Below are 19,330 nucleotides of genomic sequence, written 5' to 3'. Positions count from 1 at the left end.
GTGCCGATCGGTCGAATCGATCGATCGGCGCGGTACGCTCTGCGGTCGGACCATCGAGAGCCGGGTGCTGGCCGATTATGCCGTAACCTCGCCCCATATCGACGAACGATCGTGAAGGGACTGTCCATGGCCATCGACCAGGAACGCGAGAATCTCATCGCCATGCTCGCCAGTCAGCGCGAGCTATTCCGGATCACCCTGCGCGGCATCGACGACGCACAGGCGCGGCAACGCACGACGGTCAGCGAACTGACGCTCGGTGGGCTGCTGCATCACCTGGTCAGCTGCGAAAGCCACTGGACGACGGTCATTATCGAGCGCGACGAAACGGCCGAACTCGACGTTTCGAAATTCGATGGCGAGTACGTGCTCGGACCCGATGAAACGGTGGCCGGGCTGCTGGCAGCCTGGGACGAGGTCGCGGCGGCGACCGAGAAGCTGATCCGGACCGAACCCGACCTGAACACGTCCATTCCCACACCGACCACGCCGTGGACGCCCGAACGCGAATGGTGGACGGTGCGTTTCACCGTGCTGCACGTCCTGCGCGAAATCGCCCACCACAGCGGTCACGCCGACATCATTCGCGAAGCGCTCGACGGCGCGAACACCACTCATCAGCGAGTGTGAGTCGAAAATCTCTGCGGGCCTGCGAGATTCGGCATGAACCGGCATCATGGAGCCATGAGCGTGACCGGTCGTGAGTGGGTTTACATCGCGGGCTATGAGTACCTTGCGGACAGTCCGCGTCCGATGGCGGCTGTGCGCGCTTGACTGCGCGAGCGCGGTATCGACTGGATGCCGTTCACCGTTGACGAAGTCTGCTGGACTCGAGGCTGTGGACCAGGTCCGGAGGGCCGTTGGCATAGCCGGTTCGATATCCGGGTCGCCGGGGAGGCGCTGCGTAGGCTCGGATTGCATCCCGATCAGCCGACCTCGCGGATAATCGGGCCGTCGCCGCCCGGATGGTGGCATGCGGCTGCCGAGCGGCGGTTCAGCACGGTCGTGGTGCTCGGGCGGGACCCTGTCGGTGGGGGCGGTTAGGGTGTACGGCGTGGCGGGTGTCTTCGATCGACTGGTCGGCCAGGATACGGTCGAGTCCGAGTTGACGGCTGCTTCGATTGCCGCGCGCGGGGGTGTGGGCAATGGGGCGATGACGCATTCGTGGCTGTTCACCGGGCCGCCGGGATCGGGGAGATCGGTTGCGGCACTGTGCTTTGCGGCCGCGCTGCAGTGCACCGACGAGGGGACGCCGGGGTGCGGGCGATGCCATGCGTGTACGACCACGATGGCCGGAACGCATGGTGATGTGCGGCGGGTGATTCCGGAGGGGCTGAGCATCAGCACCAAGGAGATGCGCGAGATCGTGCAGATCGCCGCGCGTCGGCCGAGTACCGGCCGGTGGCAGGTGGTGCTGATCGAGGACGCCGATCGGTTGACCGAGGCGGCGGGCAATGTGCTGTTGAAGGTGGTCGAGGAGCCGCCGGAGCGGACGGTGTTCCTGCTGTGCGCGCCATCGGTGGATCCGGAGGACATCTCCGTGACGCTGCGTTCGCGCTGTCGGCATGTGCATCTGATGACGCCTTCGGTGCCCGCCATCGCACAGGTGCTGCGTGAGCGCGACAAGCTCGACGAGCAGACGGCCAACTGGGCGGCATCGGTGAGTGGCGGCCATGTCGGGCGGGCCCGGCGGCTGGCCACCGACGAGGAGGCCCGATCGCGCCGTCAGCGTGCGCTGGCGCTGGTCGGCGCGGTTTCGCGGCCCGGTGCCGCCTATGCGGCCGCGGACGAATTGGTGAAGTCGGCCGACGACGAGGCGAAGCAGATGAGTGCGGCCCGCGACGAACGCGAGCGGGAAGAGCTGGCGACCGCACTCGGCGCTGGCGGTACCGGCAAGGGTGCCGCGGGTGCGACCCGGGGCTCGGCCGGTGTGCTGAAGGATTTGGAGCGCAGGCAGAAGTCCCGCGCCACCCGCACCGGTCGCGATGCCCTCGACCGCGCCCTCATCGACGTCGCGGGCGTCTACCGCGATGCCCTCGCCGTCCGCTTCGGCGCAGCCCGCAATGGTTCCGGCGTCGCCCTCACCCACCCCGATCTGTCCGACCAGATCCACGACCTCGCCGACCGCGTCCGCCCCGAAGGCCTGCTCCGCTCCCTCGATGCCGTCCTCGCCTGCCGCGAAGCCCTCGATCTCAACGTCAAACCCCGCTTCGCCCTTGCCGCCATGGTCGCCACCCTCATCGCCGCCCAATCCGCGTGACCGCTATTACCCGTTTCAACGCCAGTGCAGGTCTCCGATCAACGCCGTCTCCGCACCCCCGTCGGCGAAGATGACCTGACCGGTCACGAAACGGTTGTCCGCACCGGCGAGCCAGCAGATGAGTTCGCCGACCCACTCCGGTCGCCCGGGAAAGCCGCCGAACGGCTGCGGCGCTGCGGTTTCGATGGCGGTGCGGGTGTCTTCGCTCGTGAGGATCCAGGCGGCCGCGGGTGTGTCGACGACGCCGGGTGCGACAGCGTTGAGGGCGATGCCGGATCCCGCCCACCTGGGTGTCGGGGCAACCCTGCGTACCCAGCGATTAAGCGCGCGTTTGGCAATGCCGTAGGCACCGGTAGCGCCACCGATATCTGGGTCCGCTTCAACGTAGGCGACGGCGGCGGCTTCGTCACCGTCGAGACATGCTTGCACCACGCGCTCGTCCGCGGGTGCCAGCGACGAGGTGGAGGACACGACCACGGCTCGGGGCGCCGCGCTCTGCGCCAGCAGCGGTCTTAGCCCTTCGAGCGTCGAGACGGCGCCGAAGTAATTCATCTCGAGGAGACCGGTTTTGCCGCCCCCTGCGATGGCGAGCACTGCGTCGATGGGCCCACACTGGGCCACCTGGTCGACCAGCGAATGCCGCCCCTCGGGCGTAGCCAAGTCAGCCTCGATATCAGCGTCGCTGAGGTCGCAACCGATGACCTTGGCGCCCCGCTCGCGCAGCATTGTCGCAGTCGCAGCGCCGATGCCCGATGCGGAGCCGGTCACGACATACGTACGCCCGGCAACCTCGGTAAACGTCATTGTGCTTCCTTCAGTTTGCAGGCCGGCGATTGCCTTCCCGTCAGGGCTGTTCACTCGTACTGCGGTCGAAGAGTTCGACCAGTTCATTTCCGCAGAGATCGGGGTCGAGTCCAGCGGAAAGGAGCGGGACCACACTGTCGATGGAGGCTCGTAGCGCCGCTGCCATGACCTGGGGGTCGAAAGGGCGGAAGGCTCCGGTGCGCTGGCCCTCCGCGAATAGACGGGCCAGCCGCTTCAGCGATTCGATGTGGTGCCGCTCCCAGACGCCGTGACCGCCGTTGAGAAGGATCTGTTGGAGCGCCCGCACCTGCGGCAGGTGACCGGCGATGAACGCCACGTTCGCCCGGATGACGGTGGCGAGCAGTTCTCGGGCACCGGTCGCGGCCTCGAGGGCGGGCCGCATGTGGGCTTCGGCGTCGGCGACGATCTGATCGGCAACGGCCGCGAACAGCTCGTCCTTACTGGAGAAGTGATAGGTGATCAGCCGATTGCTGCTGAGCCCGGCCCTATTGCAGATGGCCTCGAAGGTGGTGGCCTGATAGCCGAGCTCGCCGAGCAGGGCTATCGCGGTATGGGTGATCTGTTGTCTGCGGGCCGCCGTCGCCGCCTGACGGGTGGTCATGACCGCTGCGCCTAGCAGCCGACCTCGGCGCAGGTGACGGACCGATCACCCCGTGGCGCACCAAGGTCGGACACTTTGTTATCCACGCAGATAACATTATCTGCATGGATAACGTAGGACAAGCCCAGCGGAACTCTTGCATCCCAGCGGTGCCACCGTTTGCAACGAGACCAGCCTGAATGCCCGGGCTCAGCCGCCGAGGCATCGTGCAGTCACCGGCCTTCGGCCACCTCCGGTGGTGAGCCAGAGCCGTTAAACCGACACTCCCACGTTCAGCGCGTCCAGGTCGTTGCCGATCACGAGGCGGCCGGAGTAGCCCTGTTGCGCCAGCTTCCACCGTGCTATCGGGTTATTCGCCGGAACGAGGTGGGTGAGAACCAGGTTGTGTGCTCGTGCGGCCTGTGCGACCTGTGCGCCGACCTGCTCGATGGTGGTGTGAGCGGAGAGCAGGTGTGCGCGGATGGGCGCGGCTTTGTCGGGTGGTAGGTGGGCGACGACCTGTTCGGCGAACTGGGCGTCGATCACTTCGTGCACCAGGTAGTCGGTGTCGTGGGCGAGGTCGATGAGGTTCTTGCTCACCGTTGTGTCGCCGGAGATGACGATCGAGCCGTCCGGGGTGTCGAACCGGTAGGCGAAGGCCGGCGCGGTGGGGTGGTGGTCGACGAGGGTTGCGGTGATTGTGACGTCGTCGTCCTGCCAGATGTGGATCGGTGCGGACAGGCGAGGTGGTTCGCCTTCCGGGTCGGGTGTCCAGATACCGGCGAGATCGATGTCGTGGACCTCGAACAGTGTGTCGGGGCCAGCGAGGGCGCTGTCGCGGGATCGATCGTTGAGGTCGGTCGCGAAGGCCTGGCGCAGATGGCTGGTCATGCCGACGGTGCCGGGGCCTGGGTCGCCGGGTTCGAACATGGGTGGTTGCGGACGGCCGGGCGGGAAGACCCGGGGCAAGGTGGGCCGTACACCCGGCCCCCACACCTGGATGGGTGGGGCGGTACGGCCGATCGCGTTCGAAACGCCGGTGACGTAGAGCGCGGGCCAGTCCGCGACATGGTCGCTGTGGAGGTGGGTGAAGAAGATCCCGCGCACGTTCTCGAGCAGGTCACCATTGGCCAGGCCGCGTGCGATCCTGCTTTGCACAAGCCGCTGGTATGCGCCGAGTCCGAGGTCGACCAGGTAGATCCGGTCCGCATGGACGATGGCGGTGGACACGCCGGCCCGCGCGGGGTCGAGCAAGGTCGGTCCACCCGCGGTCCCCAGGGGCACGATCCGGGTGCGGGCAACTGGTTCCGTGCTGCGGCGGGGTGTTGCGCAGGCTGCCGCAGTGCCTAGGGCCAACGCCGATCCTGCGGCTCCCAGGCTCTGGAGGAACCGGCGCCGGTTCGAACCGCTCGCGACCTCCCCGGCAGCGCGGGAAATGAAGTCACACATGATGCACTTTCCGAGAGTGACGATCCGGCCTTCAGCGTCGACGTCGGCCGGTCACTTTGGATGACGGGAGACGGCCTGCTTTCGAAGTGCCGGTCATAGCGTCACCGTCGATGGTCATGTCGAAGGCGAGGTTCAGCCGCATCGGCTTGGTGACGGCCTGCCGCCAGGTGATCCGATCTCCGTCCCGCAGGAGGTCGCGGAGCTCGGCGTCTTCACCGGCGCCCTGTGCGGTGCCGTGCCAGGCGCCGTCGCGCTCGCACAGGTCGATAACGGCGTTGACCTTCCCGATCGGGGTGGCGATGGTCAGGTCCCATGTCTCCGAAGGTTGCATGTGACGAGTCCTTCCTTAAGAGGATTTGGCAATTCGGGATGGTCAGAACGAGGACGGCGCGGGCCCGGCGTTGCGCCAGACGACGCCTCGCCGTTCGTGTGCGAAGAGCTCTTCGACGGCGTGCGCGACCTGTGGCCCGATCTCGCGTTCGAGGAGGTATAGGCCGAGGTCGAGGCCGGAGGTGACCCCTGCTGCGGTGACCAGGTCACCGTCGTCGACGATGCGGGCCCGCACCGCGTGTGTGCCGGTGGCTTCGAGCAGGTCCATCCCGAGGTGGTGCGTGGTGGCGTGGCGGCCTTCGGTGAGGCCCGCCATGGCCAGCACCAGTGAGCCGCCGCAGACCGTGGTGACCGTGATGTCGGGGTTCTCCATGGCGTCTTTCAGCAACGCGGGCAGCGCGGTATCCAGCGTCCGGGCGAGGCGAACCTGGATATATTCACCCGCGGTGTCTTCGTCGGACGGTTGTTCCTGCGGGTCGCCGACCAGACCGGCAGCGCCCGGAACCAGCACCAGGCCGGCGCGGGTGGGGTCGAATGCGGCGATCGCGCGCAGTGTCAGATCGCCGGTACCGCTGACCACCTCACGTGGCCCTTCGGCCGAGACGAGCTCGACGGTGATCGATCCATCGGAAGCCGTGCCGCCCGCGTGGAGTACTTCGAACGGGGCGATGGCGTCGAGTGGGTCGAAGCCATCGAAGAGAACGACCTGGACGTGCATGTGGGCATCCTTCGAAGCAGGGGAGAATGATCAACTGAACTGCACGTTATTTAGCGGGGGCTCGCCTGACCATCGGGATACGCGCCAGATTTCACCGGTTAATCGCCAACAGGACAGCGATGAACGCGATCAGATTTGCCGGCTGGCATGAACCCAGTACTCGTCGCGCAGTTCACGGCGAAGGACCTTGCCGACGGGTGATCTCGGCAGACGGCGGATCTGCACCGACTTCGGTGTCTTGACCGGGCCGAGCTTTTCTCTGCAGAGAGCAAGCAGCGCATCGGTGTCGATATCGGCGTTGTTCTTGGGTTCGATGACAGCGGTGACGGCTTCGCCCCATTTCTCGTCGGGGATGCCGATGACCGCGCAGTCCAGCACGCCGGGAAAGGTGTGTAGGACGGCCTCGACTTCGGAGGGAAATACGTTGAACCCCCCGGTGATGATCATGTCCTTTTTGCGGTCGAGTATGTAGACGAATCCGTCTGCGTCGCGTAGGCCGATATCGCCTGTGCCATGCCATCCGCCCGGGCGGCGGGTCTCCGCAGTGGCTTCGGGGTTGTTCCAATATCCGTCGAAGACGAGGTCGGACCGGATCACGATCTCTCCTTGCTTGCCCGGCCCGAGCAGCGTGCCGTCCTCGCCCATGATCTCTACGCGCGCGACGACCGTAGGACGCCCGCATGAGGCGAGCCGACCTCGATGGGTGGGCTCGGATACCGCGTCGGCTGTCTCATCGGTCGTGAGGACGGTGCACATGAGCGGAGCCTCGGTCTGGCCGAATACCTGAGTCATCACCGGGCCGAATACCTCGACTGCTTCGGCTAGGCGTTCGGGCGCGATCGGCGCCGCGGTGACGAGAAAATAACGCAAGGAGGAGAAGTCCTGCGCCCGGACCTCGGGGTGTCCGAGAAGCGCGTAGAGCGCAGTTGGGGGAAGGAGGATCCTCGTCGCCCGATTGACTCGGATCGAGTCGAAAATCTCCTTCGGCTTCACGCCCTGGTGAATGATCACTCGGCCGCCCTCGGCGAGCACTGGGAACGCCACGATGCCCGCGGCGTGTGTCATCGGCGTTGCGCAGATGTACCGGGGTCGCTCCGGCTCGGGGAAGTACACGTTGTTCGCCAGACACATAAGCAGCAATTGCAAGTTGTTGACCGGCACCGCCTTCGGAGTGCCTGTGGTTCCGCCGGTCGACGCGAGCACCGCGATCCGAGCGGGGTCGGCGGGCAGGTCGGGCGCAAACGTGTCTTCTGGAGCAATCCAGTCGCGCAGGACCGGATCTCCAGGGCGGCCGGGGCCGATCGAGACCACCGTGACGATCGACGGAACGAGTTCCAGCAAAATGGAAACGTGGGCGGCGAGGCTGCCGTGGTAGATCAGCCGGGTGCAGCCGGTCAGATTCAGGAAGCCGGCAATCTCGGCCCCACGGCTGGCCACGTTCACCGGTATCCACACCCCGCCGGCACGTATTGCGCCAACGATGCAGGCGAACGCATCAGCGTCGTTCGGACTGAAGATCGCGACCCGCTCACCAGGTTCCAAACCATCGGAGAGCAACGCGGCGGCGATGCGGTGGGTGCGCCGATGGAACTCGGCATGGGTGCTCAACGTCGTACCGTCGGGCAGTGTCATACACGGCGCGGTCGGCGCGACTCTGGCGCCGCGATCGATGTAGTCGGTCAGATTCATGTGACGTCCTTTACCTCTTCGATGAGAGGTGACCTCGCAGCTGCGCCGCAGAGCCACCCTGACCCGAGTGCCCTGCGAGGCTCGGTGGTTGCTCGGGTCAGTACTTCGGCGACCGATTCGCCGGTCCTTCAGATGTCCGGTTCTCTTCCGGGATCCATGTCAGGCCAGGTTTTCGCGCAGCGCGGCGCGATGCAGCCGGGACTTGGTCGCGGCGAGGCTCAGGCCGAGCGCGTCGGCAACCACTGGCCCGCTCGAGCCCGGTATGTCCCGCGTGATCAGGACCTGCCGCTGATCGAGGGGGAGGGCATCGATCCATCTCGACCTCCAGTCCTGTACCGACCGAATCGTCGGCACATACAAAGGAGACTTCGAGTCCGCCGAAGGATTCGCGCGAATTCGGACTGAAGCAGTCGCCACCGACCGACTGCCAATGGTCACAGGACTGCAGGATGGGTCAGGTGGCAGCGAACACTCTCAACGCCGGGTTCGCCCGCGTGGTCGGGCGCCGATCCCGAGATACTGCACCGCCCCCGGGTGATCAAGACCCGCGCGGAGGCCGATGAGGGCGCCCCGATCGGCCCACCAGACCGAACCGGTGATGACCGAGTGCCCTGGCTACATGCATGATGGAGTCCGGCGACTTTCGGCGGTGCACGTCAGGGGATGATTCTGACGCTGACCTCCCGTTTTCGCGATCCGACCGTCGAGGCGATAGACTCGCGACGCCGAAAGGCACGCCGCCTTAGCTCAGTCGGTAGAGCGCTTCACTCGTAATGAAAAGGTCGGGGGTTCGATTCCCCCAGGCGGCTCCACCTTTTCCAACCTTGTCGCCCCGCCCTGACGACAGTTTTTGACGACAGTCAGGCTTTGTCGGGAAACAGGCTGTCCATACCGGCGACCGCGTCTCGCTGCACCCGTTCGATCACTTCCATGTAGATGCTCGTGGTTGTGGTGATCGAGGCATGCCGCAGAATCCGCTGCACGGTCGCCGGGTCCACGCCCTGAGCAAACAGGAGCGTGGCGCACGAGTGACGCAGATCATGCAACCGGATCGGGCGCACACCGGACTTCTTCACCAGCTCCGCGAAGGCCCGATTCACGTTCCGCGGTTCCAGCGGCGTGCCCCGCGTCGAGGTGAATACCAACCCGAGCTTGTTCGCGTTCGACACTTCGGCGTCTTCGGATTGATCGATCTGGTGTTGCCGCAGTATCGCCAGCAGCTTGGGCGGCAGCGGCACCGACGCCTCCGAACTCTCGGTCTTCACATCATGCAGGCCCAGCGTTCCGCCGACCCGGTAGAGCGCCTTGACGATGTCGACCGTGCCCGCGGTCAGATTCACTTCGGACCAGCGCAGCCCGAGAGCTTCCCCGCGGCGCAGACCGATCGCCAACGCCACCGACCACAGCGCGTACAACCGGTGATCCTTCGCCGTCTCCAGGAACCGCAACGCTTCCTCTTCGGTCCATGCCTTTTCCTTGCGAATGTGCCCGGTCGGCATCTTCACCTGTTTGGCAACATTGCGCGCCAGAACCTCGTCGTCCACCGCATCCTGCAGCGCAGCCCGCAGCACCCGCAGAATTGTTCGCCTGGTGCCCGTACTCACATACTGCTGGCAGCACTCGACAGGCTTGCGTGCGCAGCACCGAGCCTTGCTCTGGTCGTCGGACTTTGCGACACGCTTTGCATCCTTGCCTTGCGCGCAGCACTGGCACTGCGTCGGCAGCCCGTTCAGCCAATCCCGGATATGCCGTGCCTGCAACGCCTTCAACTTGTACTTGCCGATTCCCGGAATCATGTACAGCCGAACCAGCGCCTCCCACGTCACGAAGGTAGTGCCCCGAATCGACGGTTCTGCCACGGTTGTCAGCCAACGGCCCAGATATTGCCGAACCGTCATCGTCGTGACGTCGACCGGGATTCCCTTGCGCTGCAACTCCTTGAGCCGCGTACGTTCCGCGTCCGCCTCTTCCCAGGTCGCGCCGTAGACGCTGACTCGTTTACGCTTGCCGTCCGGAGTTTCGACGAACAACTTCAACTCGACACGTCCGTCTTTGCGCGTCCCGATTGTGCCGGAGCCGTTGGGGTTGCGCTTCTTGCTCTTGCCTTTTTCGCTCATCAGGCTGCACTTTCGATCGCGTCGGATACGTAGGTGTCGAAGGATTGCCGAACAATTCGGCGGCACCGGCCGAACTTCACCGACTGCACCTCACCCGCCCATATCAGCTGGTAGATGACGTATCGGCTCACCTTCAACTCATCCGCCGCCGCTTGCACCGTCATGAATCTGCTGTCTGCCATTTCCGATCCCCCTCCTATGCCGCTTCTCCGATTGCCGAAGTCTGTTGTGTTCCTGGTGGATCGGCGGCCATCCTGGCTTTCAGGTACTCGGCACGCCATGTCGTTCGTTGCGAGATCGCGGCCATGATCAGGTGTTCCCGCAACGGTCTGAATTGGTCGCCGGGTTCGACCGGGGTGACCTTCAAGTGCGAGGTGTCTGGTTTGACGATGCCGACATCGGCGAGCAGTTGCCGAACGAAATCGGCGCGGTCGGCCTTGTGGTCGGGGAGGGTCTTGCCTGACCAGCGCCGCGAGACCAGGACGCGGCGACCGGGAAGCCCGAGGGTGTCCCGACGATGCGCTTTGCCCTTGCACTTGCCGGGAACGGTTTTGTCGCTGGCGCCCTTGGGGATGATGCCGTAGCGCAGCCAGATCGCGCATTTCGGTGAGCACGGGGTGTGTTTGAGTTCGGCGTGCAACCGGTCGTAGTGGATCGCGGTGCGCACCGAATCGGTTTCCAGGACTTCGCTGATCGACTTGGTGAGGTACTTCGTTGCGTAGCCGATGGCCCGGTCGGCATCCTTGCCGGGCACATGTCCACGGATGTCGCCGGGGTCCATGCGAGCCCCGAACCGCACTGTGTACGCCGGTTCGAGGTCATCGACGGTATCGAGGATGTCCAGGGCCTCATCCCAGCCCTGCAACGGTGCCTTCGTGTCCGGGTCGACGAAGGTCATCACCTTGTGGTCCCAGACCGGCATCTGGTCCCCGGAGTAGCGCTCGTTGTCCGGGTCGAAGTGCGGCCACCACACTTGGTGGTAGGTAGCCGCGGTGACCAATTTCAGGATGTCGCGCGGGATGGCGGTGCGCAGCAGCACGTGAAAATGCGGGGCACCACGCTTTTGCGGTTCCACGGCAGCGAAGTACTGCACGTCATAGCCGACCGCCCGGCGCAGGTTCTGAATCCAGCGGTCGAACAACGCCGAGCAGAACACGATATCGCGGGCGGCACTTGGGTAGTCGTACTCGTCGGGCCGACGGGGTGACCCGTCCGAGCAGGATTTACCGGTCTTCTTGTCGACCGCGCCATCAGGGTTGATCGCACCGTAGGACGGCATGGTCAGGGTGACCATCATCGAGGGCCGGTGCTTGCCGCCGTAGACGCGTCCGATCGTGTTGCGCGCCACCTTCTTACGCGGCAGATCCGGCACATCCTGACGCCGCCTGGTGGAGCGAGCACGACGTTTGGCCGCTTTCGGATCCAGAGAGGGCAGCGGGCCACGCAGACCACACGCCCGCAGCTCCTTGTCGAGATCAGCCACGATTTCCCGGATAGCGGCCATCAGATCTTCGTCGCCGTCGTCTTTCGCTTCGGCGTATTGGGCAGCGAGATCGGCTCTGGCAGTGAGCAATTCGGTTTGCCACTCGGTCGGTTCACGTTTCTCCGCGACCGGTTCGGCGTCGGCGTGCCAGCCTTCCCGGCATTGGGTGATCCGCAGGTAGCGGGCCTTGTCCGCGCACGGCTTGCACACCGTTTCGACCGTCGCCTTGCACGGTGCCCCGATGTAGGACACGGTCCCGGTGCGCGGGTCCTCGGTACGCATCGTGACCGGCCGGACGCACACCCCGAACTTCTCGGCAGCCGCGACCGCGACGTCGTGGAGGTTCGGGAGGGCGCGACGATCGGCAGCGGTTTCGCGAGTCCGGGTTTCGTCGGTGCCGTTCTCAGTCATCAGGCAGCGTCCTTTCTCCGGAGACCACCGTCGATACGCGGTACCTCAATGGTGTTGGTGCGCGAATCGGTATCGGTGTGTGCGTCGTGGTGGCGGAAGATCAGTCCCACGGTTCCCGGGCCGACGATGGAGGCGTAGCAGTGTTCGACACCGAAGGCGTGCGCCAGTTTTATGGTTCGGTTCTCGTAGTCGGCGGGGCATTGACCGGCCAGCATCCGCACCTGTAAACGATCCTGGTAGTCCCCGATATCCACCGCAGCCAGGCGGGGAACCAGGGTGCCATCGTCATAGGTGACACTCAGCCCGCAGGCGGTGACGAACTTCGACCAGCGGCGCCGGTAGCGCCACCAGATCAAGAACCGGACACGTGCCCGTCGAGATACCCACCGCTCGAAGGTCTCCGGATGCTTCGCACGCCAGAGCACCATCCCCGCGATAGATATCCCGACCAGCACGACACCCACCGGCCAGCCCGCCAAACCCCCGACCGCGACGGCCACAATGAGGGGGATCGAGATCATCGGGAACAGGATTGCCCACCACACGCTTACGCCGACTCCGATGCAGCACCACCACACCAGATTCATCAACGCCTCAGCGAACATGTCGAACGGATCATGTTGTGTATCAGTCGTTTTCGTATTCATGCCGAGACCTCGAACAGGTTGAGTTGTGTGGGGACTGGTACGTCATCGATCCAGCGATGCCACATGTCGTTGTCTGAATGCCGGTACACGACAGGGGTTTTCGTGCCTCGGGGTGTTGTGATTTTGGAGGCGTAGAGGGTGGCGTCGGTGACGTTGCGGGCCTTGGGCAGCAGGCGCACGGTCTCGCCGATCAACACGCCCCACTGCACACGCCGACTAGAACGGGCAGTCATCGGACCACGCCTCTCTCGCAGGGCCGTAGGAGACGGGACTGGGATCACTGTCGATATGGGCGGTCTCGTCCGGCTCATTCGGTCCCCAGTCGCCGCAGTCTTTGCACTCGGGATCACCGCAGCAATGGCCGTCTTCGTCGGTCTCGTATGGTTCCCAGTGACCACACCCGTAGCAGTGCATGATCAGCCCCCATGGCTCGGACGGTTCGATGTACATCGGTTCGTCGCAGCATTCGAGTTCGGCCCTCATGCCGCCCACCCCCACTCGTCACCGTCGAAGCTCTCGTCGATGCCGTTATCCCAGCCGGGGGCCTCACCGGTTTCCACGAGCAGGTGCACCGCGACCGCGACCGAGTCCAAGCCGCAGCGTTCGAGATGGCAGCGACGGACCGAACGGGTATGGATTGCGGCGTCGATGTCGTCGCGGTCGAAACGGTCGGTGTTGTTGATCCGGCGGATGGTCATGGCAGAGCCTCGATTTCGGGGACGCCGCACACGGTGCAGGTGCGCGAACGGGTGGAGATGCCCAGCAGCCGTTTCGTGGTCTGCCAGGTGTCGGGGAAGGTGTGGCCGCGGTCGGCGCAGATCGCGGTGGCCAGGCAGCCATCGCAGTGGACCTTGTCGCCGTCGTAGATCCAGCCGACACCAGCCGATCGAGCGTTCAGGTAGTGCACGGCCTGATTGACAGAGTCGAAGCAGATCGACTCGTTCTCGTTCTCGGTGTAGATGTCGCCGCAGCCGTCGCAGTAGATGACGACATGGCATTCGGAGACGAACCCGCGTTTCATGCCGCCACCGGCCTTTCATCGTCGCCGAGGTCATCGGGATCGAAACCGCTGTAATCCTCAGTAGGACCAGTCATTTCCGGTGCCGGGGAATACAGCTCGATAAGCCGGTCGATCGCGTCATCGCAGACCCAGAACGCACGCACCCGTACGAACTCGGCGGTGCCGTCCTCACCGACGTAACCCACACCCGGGGTGTGTTCGCTGATCCGGTCGCAGCGCGCACCCCGATCACGGGAGCCCTGACCGTGCACCATCGTGGTCTGGGATGGCTCATCCAGACGCAAACCGACCCGCACCGGAAACAGCTGCCGGTTGGGCATGGTCTCCTTCGACGGGTCCTGCAACGCCGCCACCACCGACACCGCCGCCGCGCGGCCTTGGGACAACAACAGCCCGGTCAGGCGACGGAACTCCTCTTGCTGGTCGCGGGTGGCATACGAGGACAACGCCGCAGCCTCATCGATGATGATCAGGATCAGCGGCTCATCGGTGGTCGGAACATGCTTGCGGATACCGGCGTGGCGCATCCCTATCAGCCGTTCACGCATGGTCTGTTCGGCCTCGCGCAGCATCGCCAGAATCGTGTCCGTGTCGGTGGCGAAGCGGACGAACAACCGATCCTCACCACGACCGAACTCCGCGCCGCCCTTGGGATCACCCAAGTACACATCCACCAACCCGGCCTTGATCGCAGGACCGAGACCAGCCACCAGCGACCACAACACCGAGCCCTTACCCGAACCCGTCGCACCGGCCAGCAGGATGTGCCCGTAGAGGACCCGCAACCGCCAGATCTCGAAGTTCTCGGTCACCCCGACCGGGACCGCCTCCAGGTCCACACCGTTGTGAACCACCTCCGACACCGTTGTCGGCGCAGCGAGGGTGTCAAACACCCGCACCTGAAGACGGACCCAGCTGGGCTCAGGTGACACCACGGTCACCCCGGGAACACGCAGGTAGGTAGCGAACTGGTCGAGGACCTCATCGTTGTTCCAGTCCGACAGGGACTGACCACCCAGCATCAGCACGTCCACATCGAGGCCGTGATCGGTGTAGTAGTAGCTCTCGATGTGGGGGAACCCGCCCTCGATCGACCCGAGGCCCAGCGCGGCGAGCATCATGTTCGTCTGCGCCGGTTCGGCCAGAATCGAGACAGCCGTGTCCAACCCGGGCGGAGCCTGCGCGGCGATATCAGCCGCGGTGACCGGACGGGCACCAACACCCAGGCGGGACCAGAAGGCCAGCACCGCCGAACCCGTTGCCGCACCAGCAGACAGCAAAGCCAACGTTGTCGACATCACGCCACCGCTGACCCGCGAGCAATACCGAACTCGGTCAGGGCCGCAACCAACTCAGCCGCAAGCGCCTCGGCCTGGTCGTAGTCGATCCGCACCGAGGTGTGAACGGTCGTCTCGCTCCCGATCTCCATCACCACGGCCAGCTCACCGCTGGGGAATCGGTCGCAGAACGCTTCCACCTCACCGGGAAACGAGGTGTCGGGGACGGCAAACTGTTGTTCGGCCACGACACTGCGGGTCTGCTCATCCACGGCATCCAGCAGATCCTCGATCAGCCAGAACACCTCTCGCGGGGACAGCACAACCCCGTTGCGACCTACCTTCAAGAAAACGACGTCTTGACCCGGGTCGTAACCGGTCTCCATCCGCACAGGTGGCGGCGGGAAGCCGAACATTTCACGCAAGAACATCACGCCACCTCCCCCAGCAGCGGAGCGAATGCCAACGCAACCGAATGTTCGGCCAGCACATTCGGCAGGACGTGTGAGAGCGCACGAGCATCCGCGACGCTCAGACGCACCTCGACACCACCCACCAGGAACGACACGCCAGCAGTGGATTCAACAGGCTGGAATCGTTGTGCTGGAACGTATTTCACGTTGAGCAGGCCACCCGAGACCGGGCCGGGATTGGGAACGGTAGTAGTCATCACGCCACCGCCTTCACCAGATCGACGCGGGACGCGGCAGCGTCGAGGGCATCGGCGATACCGGCGTCGAGCAGATCCCGAAGCCCTCGCGCCTGCTCCACCGACAGATGCATTCCGCAGTCGGGGCCGATGCGCACGATGATCTTGCCGTCGAAGTAGACCACTGCGAACGACACGCCATGGTGAGCCATCATCACCAGCACGTCATCATCGCGACCGGTTGTGTGACGTGGATAGAACTTTTCAGACATCAGAGACCCCCAGCAGGGACAGCGATCGGCAGCATCGTTTGCACCGGTCGCACGGGACGGATAGGACGCACCGGCACAGGGACCGGGCGGATATGCGGAGCAGGGACAGGAACCGGAAGCGGTTGCGGTGCAGGAACTTCCACTACTTCCGCTATTTCCTCGACAGCAGGAGCTGGCGCTTCTACTGGTTGGTCGGCCACTTCATCCGCCACAGGTGCAGGCGCGGGAGCCGAATTGTGTTGTGCCGCACGCAGAAGCACAGCCAAACCGTGTGTGTCTGCGAGCAGGGATATTGGGGCGATAGCGGCTACCACCGCCGACAACACCGCTGACGCCCACGTCGGCAGCGCCATACCGGAGACCACCGCGTGCAGGCAGTTGCCGACGATCGAGACCGCGGCGCCGATGATCAGCAGCCGCAGGAAGTACCGACGATCTGGATGATTGGCCAGCACAAGCGTGCCCGCGGTGGCCAGCAGGATCGTTCCGTCGATGACCACCGGCAACAGCCACGCGTCATCAGCCGGGATATGAGCCAGCACGGCCAGGTCTTTGAGCGTGGCGAAGGACAACCGGAACGCGGCCACCCCGACACCGATGATGGTGACCACGGCGAACACACGCGTCACACGCATACTCACCGCAGCCGCTCTACCCGTAGCCATCAGCGTGCCTCGCAACCGAATTCGAGACCACGAAGCGGCAGCCGGGACGCCAGAGTCCGAACTTCCTCCGGCGTGTAACCCAGCAGCATCGTCACCACGCCGTCACCCGCCGCGAGGAGGTAGTTGCCGTCCACTCCCAGGTCGGGATGTTCGAGCGCAAACCCGCCCAGCATCCGCAACTGGCTTGCCAGCAACTCCAACTCCAAGCAGATCCCATCGAGCCGGTCCAAGGTGCAAGACGCGACATCGGCCATGTGCTCAGCGGGAGTCCGATCGTCGGTCATGACTACGCGGCCTTGGAGGGACGCGCCGCACCCGGATCGGCCGGAGGCTGCTTGGCGCCGGAGTTGTCACCCTTGAAGCCCGTGGCACGGAAGGTGTAGCCCTGGTACTTGAACTCGCCTTGGCCCATCACCTTCGGCTCAGCGGTCAAACCCTCCAACTCGATCATCCGCATGCCCGTACCCGGAACGATCTCTTCGCCCACCGGGATCGGCTGCACCGGCGACACGAAGATGATGTCGAAGCTGGCCCGCTTGCCCTTGCCGTCCGACCCCTCATGCGGGTCAGTGACCGTCGCCGTCCACAACGGCTGAGCCGACCCCTCCCCCGTCTTCGGGTCGTAGTCGATCATCTGCTCCGGCACCGCATTCCGGTCCGGGTTGTACTTCGTCAACGGCGCCAACTCACCCATCAGCAGCAGCCCCTTCGGGAACGCTGCACCGAACTCGATCGGGAAACGGAAACCCCTTTTGATAGCCATCTGAATCTCCCATCGTTTACCCCCCCTAAACTCATGAAGCGAGCAAATCCTCTGGCGGATTTAGGGGGTCTAAACTCAAGAATACGGCCAATCTCGACTCTGAGTCAAGACCCTCTAAACTCGTACTCGTGGCTATCGCTGATGACTTCGAACAGGTCCGGAACGACCCGGATCCGATCCGGCGTGGCCAACGGGCAACGGACCTCATGACGGTCTACCAACAGCGGGCAACGGAGTTGGCACGGCTGCGCAAGGCAGCAATCGAAGAGGCTCACCGCGACCGCGGCATGAGCTACACCGAGATCGCGGAGCAGCTTGGCCTAACGAAGGGACGAATCAGCCAGATCCGTACCACCGCGCCACGGCCAGAACGGGCATTCTTCGGCGTTGGCCCTGTCGCCGTTGGGATTCCACGCAGGTTCGGTCTCGAAGAAGGACGCGAGCGGCCGTTCTTCGACGCGTCAGACCAGGCGACACAAGAAGCGCTGGAGGCCACGCTTGTGCGCCTCTCCCTGGCCTCCACTCGATTTGCGATCGATCCAGACACCAGCGAAGTGCCATCGGGGGATGCCGTTGTCATCTGCGGCCCCAAGTCCGCACCAGTCGCGCGCCGCCTTCTAGCCGACGATCCGGTGTTCGACTTCGAACGAACCGATGAGGGCTGGTGGATCACTGATTCACGAGCCGGGGGCCGCCACCAATCCCCTTATCGCCAAGACAGTTCGGTTCGAACCGATATCGGCTACTTCTCGCGGCGGGTAGACCAAGACCGAGTGATTGTGCACATCGCTGGTATCACCAGCGTGGGCTCTCTCGGAGTTGCCCACTGGCTCGATCAAAACCTTGATGGCCTCTTCAAGCCGTCTGTTCGGTTTGTGGGTGGCGTCGTCGCATGCGACTTCGACGAAGACTTCGCAGTCACCACGAGCCGAATCCTTGTCGGCCCGTACGCATCTGAAAGCTGATCATGCACGTTGCCACGGCACAACTTCCCGAGCGCTCCGGAGACGACAGGATATTCACAACAGACGACGCCATCATCGTTCTCGATGGCGCATCATCATTTACCGCCGACATCGCTTCCGCCGGAGACTTCGTTGACGTGCTCGGCGAGGAGTTGGTGAGGCTCCTTCGCCACAGCCGTAGCGATCTAGACACCATTCTGTACGAGGCCATCGCGAGCACCGCGAAACGCCTTCAGCTGCATCCCGGTTCGGCACCATCGAGCACCGTCGCCATCTTGCGGGTCAACTCGACGACCATCGATTCTCTCGTCCTCGGCGACTCCTCCGTCGTGATCGGTGGAGCAGACGACTCATACGACGCGATCACCGACGACCGGCTGAGCCAACTCAGGCTGCCCGAATCATCGCTATACCGCTCGCGACTCGACTCGGGTACCGGCTACGACACCGAGCACCACGCGCTACTCGCCGAGCTCCAGCGGCGCGAACGCACATGCCGGAACACCCACGGCGGCTATTGGATAGCCGAGGCCAACCCCGACGCTGCCAATCACGCATTCGTCACCCGATATGCCCGCAGTGCCGTGCCTTGGGCGGTACTCGCAACCGATGGCGCATCCGACCCTCTTGTGTCGCTAGGAGTCTCGTGGCCCGAGGTTGCGCGCCTTAATGCCGACGAACTTGCCAACCTCCTAACCCGCTGCCACCGCTGGGAGTCGGACACTGACCCCAACGGACAGCAGCAACCACGACCCAAGCGCCACGACGACAAGGCGATCGCGGTAGTCCGGCTGTAGTTCACGACTGGCGCAGCCTCTACCCACCCCCCCTACGTCAGAGCACCGACCAGAACCGTTGGAACACAGCCGATCCCACCCCCGACGCGGCGGGGTGGAGCGTGAAGGGGTGTGGGGGATGGGCGGGGTGGTGCCAGTGAATGAAACACCCACGTCACCTGAGCACCCGTGCGGCGACGCCCCACCACCCGCCGGACACCCCGGAACTCGGACCATCAGAGCCGTGACGTGCGGATGAACGCGAGTCATAGGCGCCCAGTCCGCGACGGCCGTCACCATCGCGGGTTGTTGCCGAATTCCGCCATACAGGATCAAGGGGCGGCGCAAGCGCCGCCAGTTTAAATAAAAAACAACAATCTGAGATTGAAAATAAGTTAATCACTGAAGGCATTCAATTTTTATATGTGGCACC

Annotated in this window: 25 protein-coding genes and 1 tRNA gene; 5 read left to right on the top strand and 21 right to left on the bottom strand. The window is 64.3% G+C overall.

Annotated elements, in window-relative coordinates; all coding sequences use genetic code 11:
- Nucleotides 1–126: 126 nt before the first annotated feature.
- On the top strand, nt 127–630 hold the full coding sequence (locus tag ABZW16_RS26940) for a DUF664 domain-containing protein (protein ID WP_354958854.1): 504 nt from the start codon (nt 127–129) through the stop codon (nt 628–630).
- A 424-nt stretch (nt 631–1,054) separates the two neighbouring features.
- Nucleotides 1,055–2,260 (top strand): DNA polymerase III subunit delta', encoded by a 1,206-nt coding sequence (locus ABZW16_RS26935; RefSeq protein ID WP_354958841.1) that lies wholly within the window; start codon nt 1,055–1,057, stop codon nt 2,258–2,260.
- 15 nt (nt 2,261–2,275) lie between these two features.
- Here the strand turns inward: ABZW16_RS26935 and ABZW16_RS26930 are convergent, their stop codons facing one another.
- The 7 genes from ABZW16_RS26930 to ABZW16_RS26900 form a co-directional block, all read right to left on the bottom strand.
- A complete protein-coding gene (locus tag ABZW16_RS26930; RefSeq protein WP_354958840.1) occupies nt 2,276–3,064 on the bottom strand; it encodes an SDR family oxidoreductase in 789 nt (262 codons plus the stop codon).
- A gap of 40 nt (nt 3,065–3,104) precedes the next feature.
- On the bottom strand, nt 3,105–3,686 hold the full coding sequence (locus ABZW16_RS26925) for a TetR/AcrR family transcriptional regulator (protein WP_354958839.1): 582 nt from the start codon (nt 3,684–3,686) through the stop codon (nt 3,105–3,107).
- A 252-nt stretch (nt 3,687–3,938) separates the two neighbouring features.
- A complete protein-coding gene (locus ABZW16_RS26920) occupies nt 3,939–5,021 on the bottom strand; it encodes an MBL fold metallo-hydrolase (RefSeq protein WP_354958838.1) in 1,083 nt (360 codons plus the stop codon).
- Nucleotides 5,022–5,145: 124 nt separating this feature from the next.
- Complete coding sequence (locus ABZW16_RS26915; protein ID WP_354958837.1) at nt 5,146–5,445, bottom strand: hypothetical protein; 300 nt, start codon at nt 5,443–5,445, stop codon at nt 5,146–5,148.
- Nucleotides 5,446–5,487: 42 nt separating this feature from the next.
- Nucleotides 5,488–6,162, bottom strand: coding sequence for a DJ-1/PfpI family protein (locus ABZW16_RS26910; RefSeq protein ID WP_354958836.1), 675 nt, complete (start codon nt 6,160–6,162; stop codon nt 5,488–5,490).
- Nucleotides 6,163–6,291: 129 nt separating this feature from the next.
- Nucleotides 6,292–7,851: an AMP-binding protein gene (locus tag ABZW16_RS26905; RefSeq protein ID WP_354958835.1), complete on the bottom strand. Its 1,560-nt coding sequence runs from the start codon at nt 7,849–7,851 to the stop codon at nt 6,292–6,294.
- 159 nt (nt 7,852–8,010) lie between these two features.
- On the bottom strand, nt 8,011–8,205 hold the full coding sequence (locus tag ABZW16_RS26900) for a sigma factor-like helix-turn-helix DNA-binding protein (protein WP_354958834.1): 195 nt from the start codon (nt 8,203–8,205) through the stop codon (nt 8,011–8,013).
- A 382-nt stretch (nt 8,206–8,587) separates the two neighbouring features.
- Here ABZW16_RS26900 and ABZW16_RS26895 point away from each other — a divergent pair.
- Nucleotides 8,588–8,663: transfer RNA gene (locus ABZW16_RS26895), tRNA-Thr, on the top strand.
- Between the two features lie 48 nt (nt 8,664–8,711).
- Here ABZW16_RS26895 and ABZW16_RS26890 read toward each other — a convergent pair.
- The 14 genes from ABZW16_RS26890 to ABZW16_RS26825 form a co-directional block, all read right to left on the bottom strand.
- Nucleotides 8,712–9,968, bottom strand: a complete 1,257-nt coding sequence (locus ABZW16_RS26890) for a tyrosine-type recombinase/integrase (protein WP_354958833.1) — start codon at nt 9,966–9,968, stop codon at nt 8,712–8,714.
- A complete protein-coding gene (locus ABZW16_RS26885) occupies nt 9,968–10,150 on the bottom strand; it encodes a helix-turn-helix domain-containing protein (RefSeq protein WP_354958832.1) in 183 nt (60 codons plus the stop codon). The genes ABZW16_RS26890 and ABZW16_RS26885 overlap by 1 nt, the downstream gene beginning before the upstream one ends.
- 14 nt (nt 10,151–10,164) lie before the next feature.
- The gene (locus ABZW16_RS26880; RefSeq protein ID WP_354958831.1) at nt 10,165–11,862 is read right to left on the bottom strand and encodes a replication initiator; all 1,698 of its coding nucleotides are present in this window, start codon (nt 11,860–11,862) and stop codon (nt 10,165–10,167) included.
- Entirely contained in the window at nt 11,862–12,509 is a 648-nt protein-coding gene (locus ABZW16_RS26875; protein WP_354958830.1) for a hypothetical protein, read from the bottom strand. Before ABZW16_RS26875 ends, ABZW16_RS26880 begins: the two co-directional genes overlap by 1 nt.
- Nucleotides 12,506–12,742 carry a hypothetical protein gene (locus ABZW16_RS26870; RefSeq protein ID WP_354958829.1) on the bottom strand — a complete coding sequence of 79 codons (237 nt, stop codon included), beginning with the start codon at nt 12,740–12,742 and terminating at the stop codon, nt 12,506–12,508. Before ABZW16_RS26870 ends, ABZW16_RS26875 begins: the two co-directional genes overlap by 4 nt.
- 246 nt (nt 12,743–12,988) lie before the next feature.
- Complete coding sequence (locus ABZW16_RS26865) at nt 12,989–13,207, bottom strand: hypothetical protein (protein ID WP_354958828.1); 219 nt, start codon at nt 13,205–13,207, stop codon at nt 12,989–12,991.
- Complete coding sequence (locus ABZW16_RS26860) at nt 13,204–13,530, bottom strand: hypothetical protein (RefSeq protein ID WP_354958827.1); 327 nt, start codon at nt 13,528–13,530, stop codon at nt 13,204–13,206. Before ABZW16_RS26860 ends, ABZW16_RS26865 begins: the two co-directional genes overlap by 4 nt.
- Nucleotides 13,527–14,828: an FtsK/SpoIIIE domain-containing protein gene (locus tag ABZW16_RS26855; protein WP_354958826.1), complete on the bottom strand. Its 1,302-nt coding sequence runs from the start codon at nt 14,826–14,828 to the stop codon at nt 13,527–13,529. Before ABZW16_RS26855 ends, ABZW16_RS26860 begins: the two co-directional genes overlap by 4 nt.
- The gene (locus tag ABZW16_RS26850) at nt 14,828–15,238 is read right to left on the bottom strand and encodes a hypothetical protein (protein ID WP_354958825.1); all 411 of its coding nucleotides are present in this window, start codon (nt 15,236–15,238) and stop codon (nt 14,828–14,830) included. The genes ABZW16_RS26855 and ABZW16_RS26850 overlap by 1 nt, the downstream gene beginning before the upstream one ends.
- Nucleotides 15,238–15,477 (bottom strand): hypothetical protein, encoded by a 240-nt coding sequence (locus tag ABZW16_RS26845; protein ID WP_354958824.1) that lies wholly within the window; start codon nt 15,475–15,477, stop codon nt 15,238–15,240. The genes ABZW16_RS26850 and ABZW16_RS26845 overlap by 1 nt, the downstream gene beginning before the upstream one ends.
- Nucleotides 15,477–15,728, bottom strand: coding sequence for a hypothetical protein (locus tag ABZW16_RS26840; protein ID WP_354958823.1), 252 nt, complete (start codon nt 15,726–15,728; stop codon nt 15,477–15,479). Before ABZW16_RS26840 ends, ABZW16_RS26845 begins: the two co-directional genes overlap by 1 nt.
- Nucleotides 15,728–16,363, bottom strand: coding sequence for a DUF2637 domain-containing protein (locus ABZW16_RS26835; RefSeq protein ID WP_354958853.1), 636 nt, complete (start codon nt 16,361–16,363; stop codon nt 15,728–15,730). The genes ABZW16_RS26840 and ABZW16_RS26835 overlap by 1 nt, the downstream gene beginning before the upstream one ends.
- Before the next feature lie 29 nt (nt 16,364–16,392).
- Nucleotides 16,393–16,677: a hypothetical protein gene (locus ABZW16_RS26830; RefSeq protein WP_354958822.1), complete on the bottom strand. Its 285-nt coding sequence runs from the start codon at nt 16,675–16,677 to the stop codon at nt 16,393–16,395.
- Nucleotides 16,678–16,679: 2 nt separating this feature from the next.
- Entirely contained in the window at nt 16,680–17,156 is a 477-nt protein-coding gene (locus ABZW16_RS26825) for a hypothetical protein (RefSeq protein ID WP_354958821.1), read from the bottom strand.
- A 128-nt stretch (nt 17,157–17,284) separates the two neighbouring features.
- Between ABZW16_RS26825 and ABZW16_RS26820 the strand changes: the two genes are divergently transcribed.
- Together ABZW16_RS26820 and ABZW16_RS26815 are read left to right on the top strand one after the other, a co-directional pair.
- Complete coding sequence (locus ABZW16_RS26820) at nt 17,285–18,121, top strand: sigma factor-like helix-turn-helix DNA-binding protein (protein ID WP_354958820.1); 837 nt, start codon at nt 17,285–17,287, stop codon at nt 18,119–18,121.
- A 155-nt stretch (nt 18,122–18,276) separates the two neighbouring features.
- Nucleotides 18,277–18,918: a hypothetical protein gene (locus ABZW16_RS26815; RefSeq protein ID WP_354958819.1), complete on the top strand. Its 642-nt coding sequence runs from the start codon at nt 18,277–18,279 to the stop codon at nt 18,916–18,918.
- Nucleotides 18,919–19,330: the final 412 nt, after the last annotated feature.

The organism is Nocardia sp. NPDC004604, from assembly GCF_040609795.1.
GTDB lineage: Bacteria > Actinomycetota > Actinomycetes > Mycobacteriales > Mycobacteriaceae > Nocardia.
The sequence above is the reverse complement of the archived record's forward strand: the minus strand, read 5'-3'. Positions and strand labels throughout refer to the sequence as shown.

Excerpts from the sequence above, each read along its gene's own strand:
- ABZW16_RS26940 (WP_354958854.1), top strand. The coding sequence starts at position 127 with ATGGCCATCGACCAGGAACGCGAGAATCTCATCGCCATGCTCGCCAGT.
- ABZW16_RS26930 (WP_354958840.1), bottom strand. The coding sequence starts at position 3,064 with ATGACGTTTACCGAGGTTGCCGGGCGTACGTATGTCGTGACCGGCTCC.
- ABZW16_RS26925 (WP_354958839.1), bottom strand. The coding sequence starts at position 3,686 with ATGACCACCCGTCAGGCGGCGACGGCGGCCCGCAGACAACAGATCACC.
- ABZW16_RS26915 (WP_354958837.1), bottom strand. The coding sequence starts at position 5,445 with ATGCAACCTTCGGAGACATGGGACCTGACCATCGCCACCCCGATCGGG.
- ABZW16_RS26910 (WP_354958836.1), bottom strand. The coding sequence starts at position 6,162 with ATGCACGTCCAGGTCGTTCTCTTCGATGGCTTCGACCCACTCGACGCC.
- ABZW16_RS26905 (WP_354958835.1), bottom strand. The coding sequence starts at position 7,851 with ATGAATCTGACCGACTACATCGATCGCGGCGCCAGAGTCGCGCCGACC.
- ABZW16_RS26890 (WP_354958833.1), bottom strand. The coding sequence starts at position 9,968 with ATGAGCGAAAAAGGCAAGAGCAAGAAGCGCAACCCCAACGGCTCCGGC.
- ABZW16_RS26885 (WP_354958832.1), bottom strand. The coding sequence starts at position 10,150 with ATGGCAGACAGCAGATTCATGACGGTGCAAGCGGCGGCGGATGAGTTG.
- ABZW16_RS26880 (WP_354958831.1), bottom strand. The coding sequence starts at position 11,862 with ATGACTGAGAACGGCACCGACGAAACCCGGACTCGCGAAACCGCTGCC.
- ABZW16_RS26875 (WP_354958830.1), bottom strand. The coding sequence starts at position 12,509 with ATGAATACGAAAACGACTGATACACAACATGATCCGTTCGACATGTTC.
- ABZW16_RS26870 (WP_354958829.1), bottom strand. The coding sequence starts at position 12,742 with ATGACTGCCCGTTCTAGTCGGCGTGTGCAGTGGGGCGTGTTGATCGGC.
- ABZW16_RS26865 (WP_354958828.1), bottom strand. The coding sequence starts at position 13,207 with ATGACCATCCGCCGGATCAACAACACCGACCGTTTCGACCGCGACGAC.
- ABZW16_RS26860 (WP_354958827.1), bottom strand. The coding sequence starts at position 13,530 with ATGAAACGCGGGTTCGTCTCCGAATGCCATGTCGTCATCTACTGCGAC.
- ABZW16_RS26855 (WP_354958826.1), bottom strand. The coding sequence starts at position 14,828 with ATGTCGACAACGTTGGCTTTGCTGTCTGCTGGTGCGGCAACGGGTTCG.
- ABZW16_RS26850 (WP_354958825.1), bottom strand. The coding sequence starts at position 15,238 with ATGTTCTTGCGTGAAATGTTCGGCTTCCCGCCGCCACCTGTGCGGATG.
- ABZW16_RS26845 (WP_354958824.1), bottom strand. The coding sequence starts at position 15,477 with ATGACTACTACCGTTCCCAATCCCGGCCCGGTCTCGGGTGGCCTGCTC.
- ABZW16_RS26840 (WP_354958823.1), bottom strand. The coding sequence starts at position 15,728 with ATGTCTGAAAAGTTCTATCCACGTCACACAACCGGTCGCGATGATGAC.
- ABZW16_RS26835 (WP_354958853.1), bottom strand. The coding sequence starts at position 16,363 with ATGCGTGTGACGCGTGTGTTCGCCGTGGTCACCATCATCGGTGTCGGG.
- ABZW16_RS26830 (WP_354958822.1), bottom strand. The coding sequence starts at position 16,677 with ATGACCGACGATCGGACTCCCGCTGAGCACATGGCCGATGTCGCGTCT.
- ABZW16_RS26825 (WP_354958821.1), bottom strand. The coding sequence starts at position 17,156 with ATGGCTATCAAAAGGGGTTTCCGTTTCCCGATCGAGTTCGGTGCAGCG.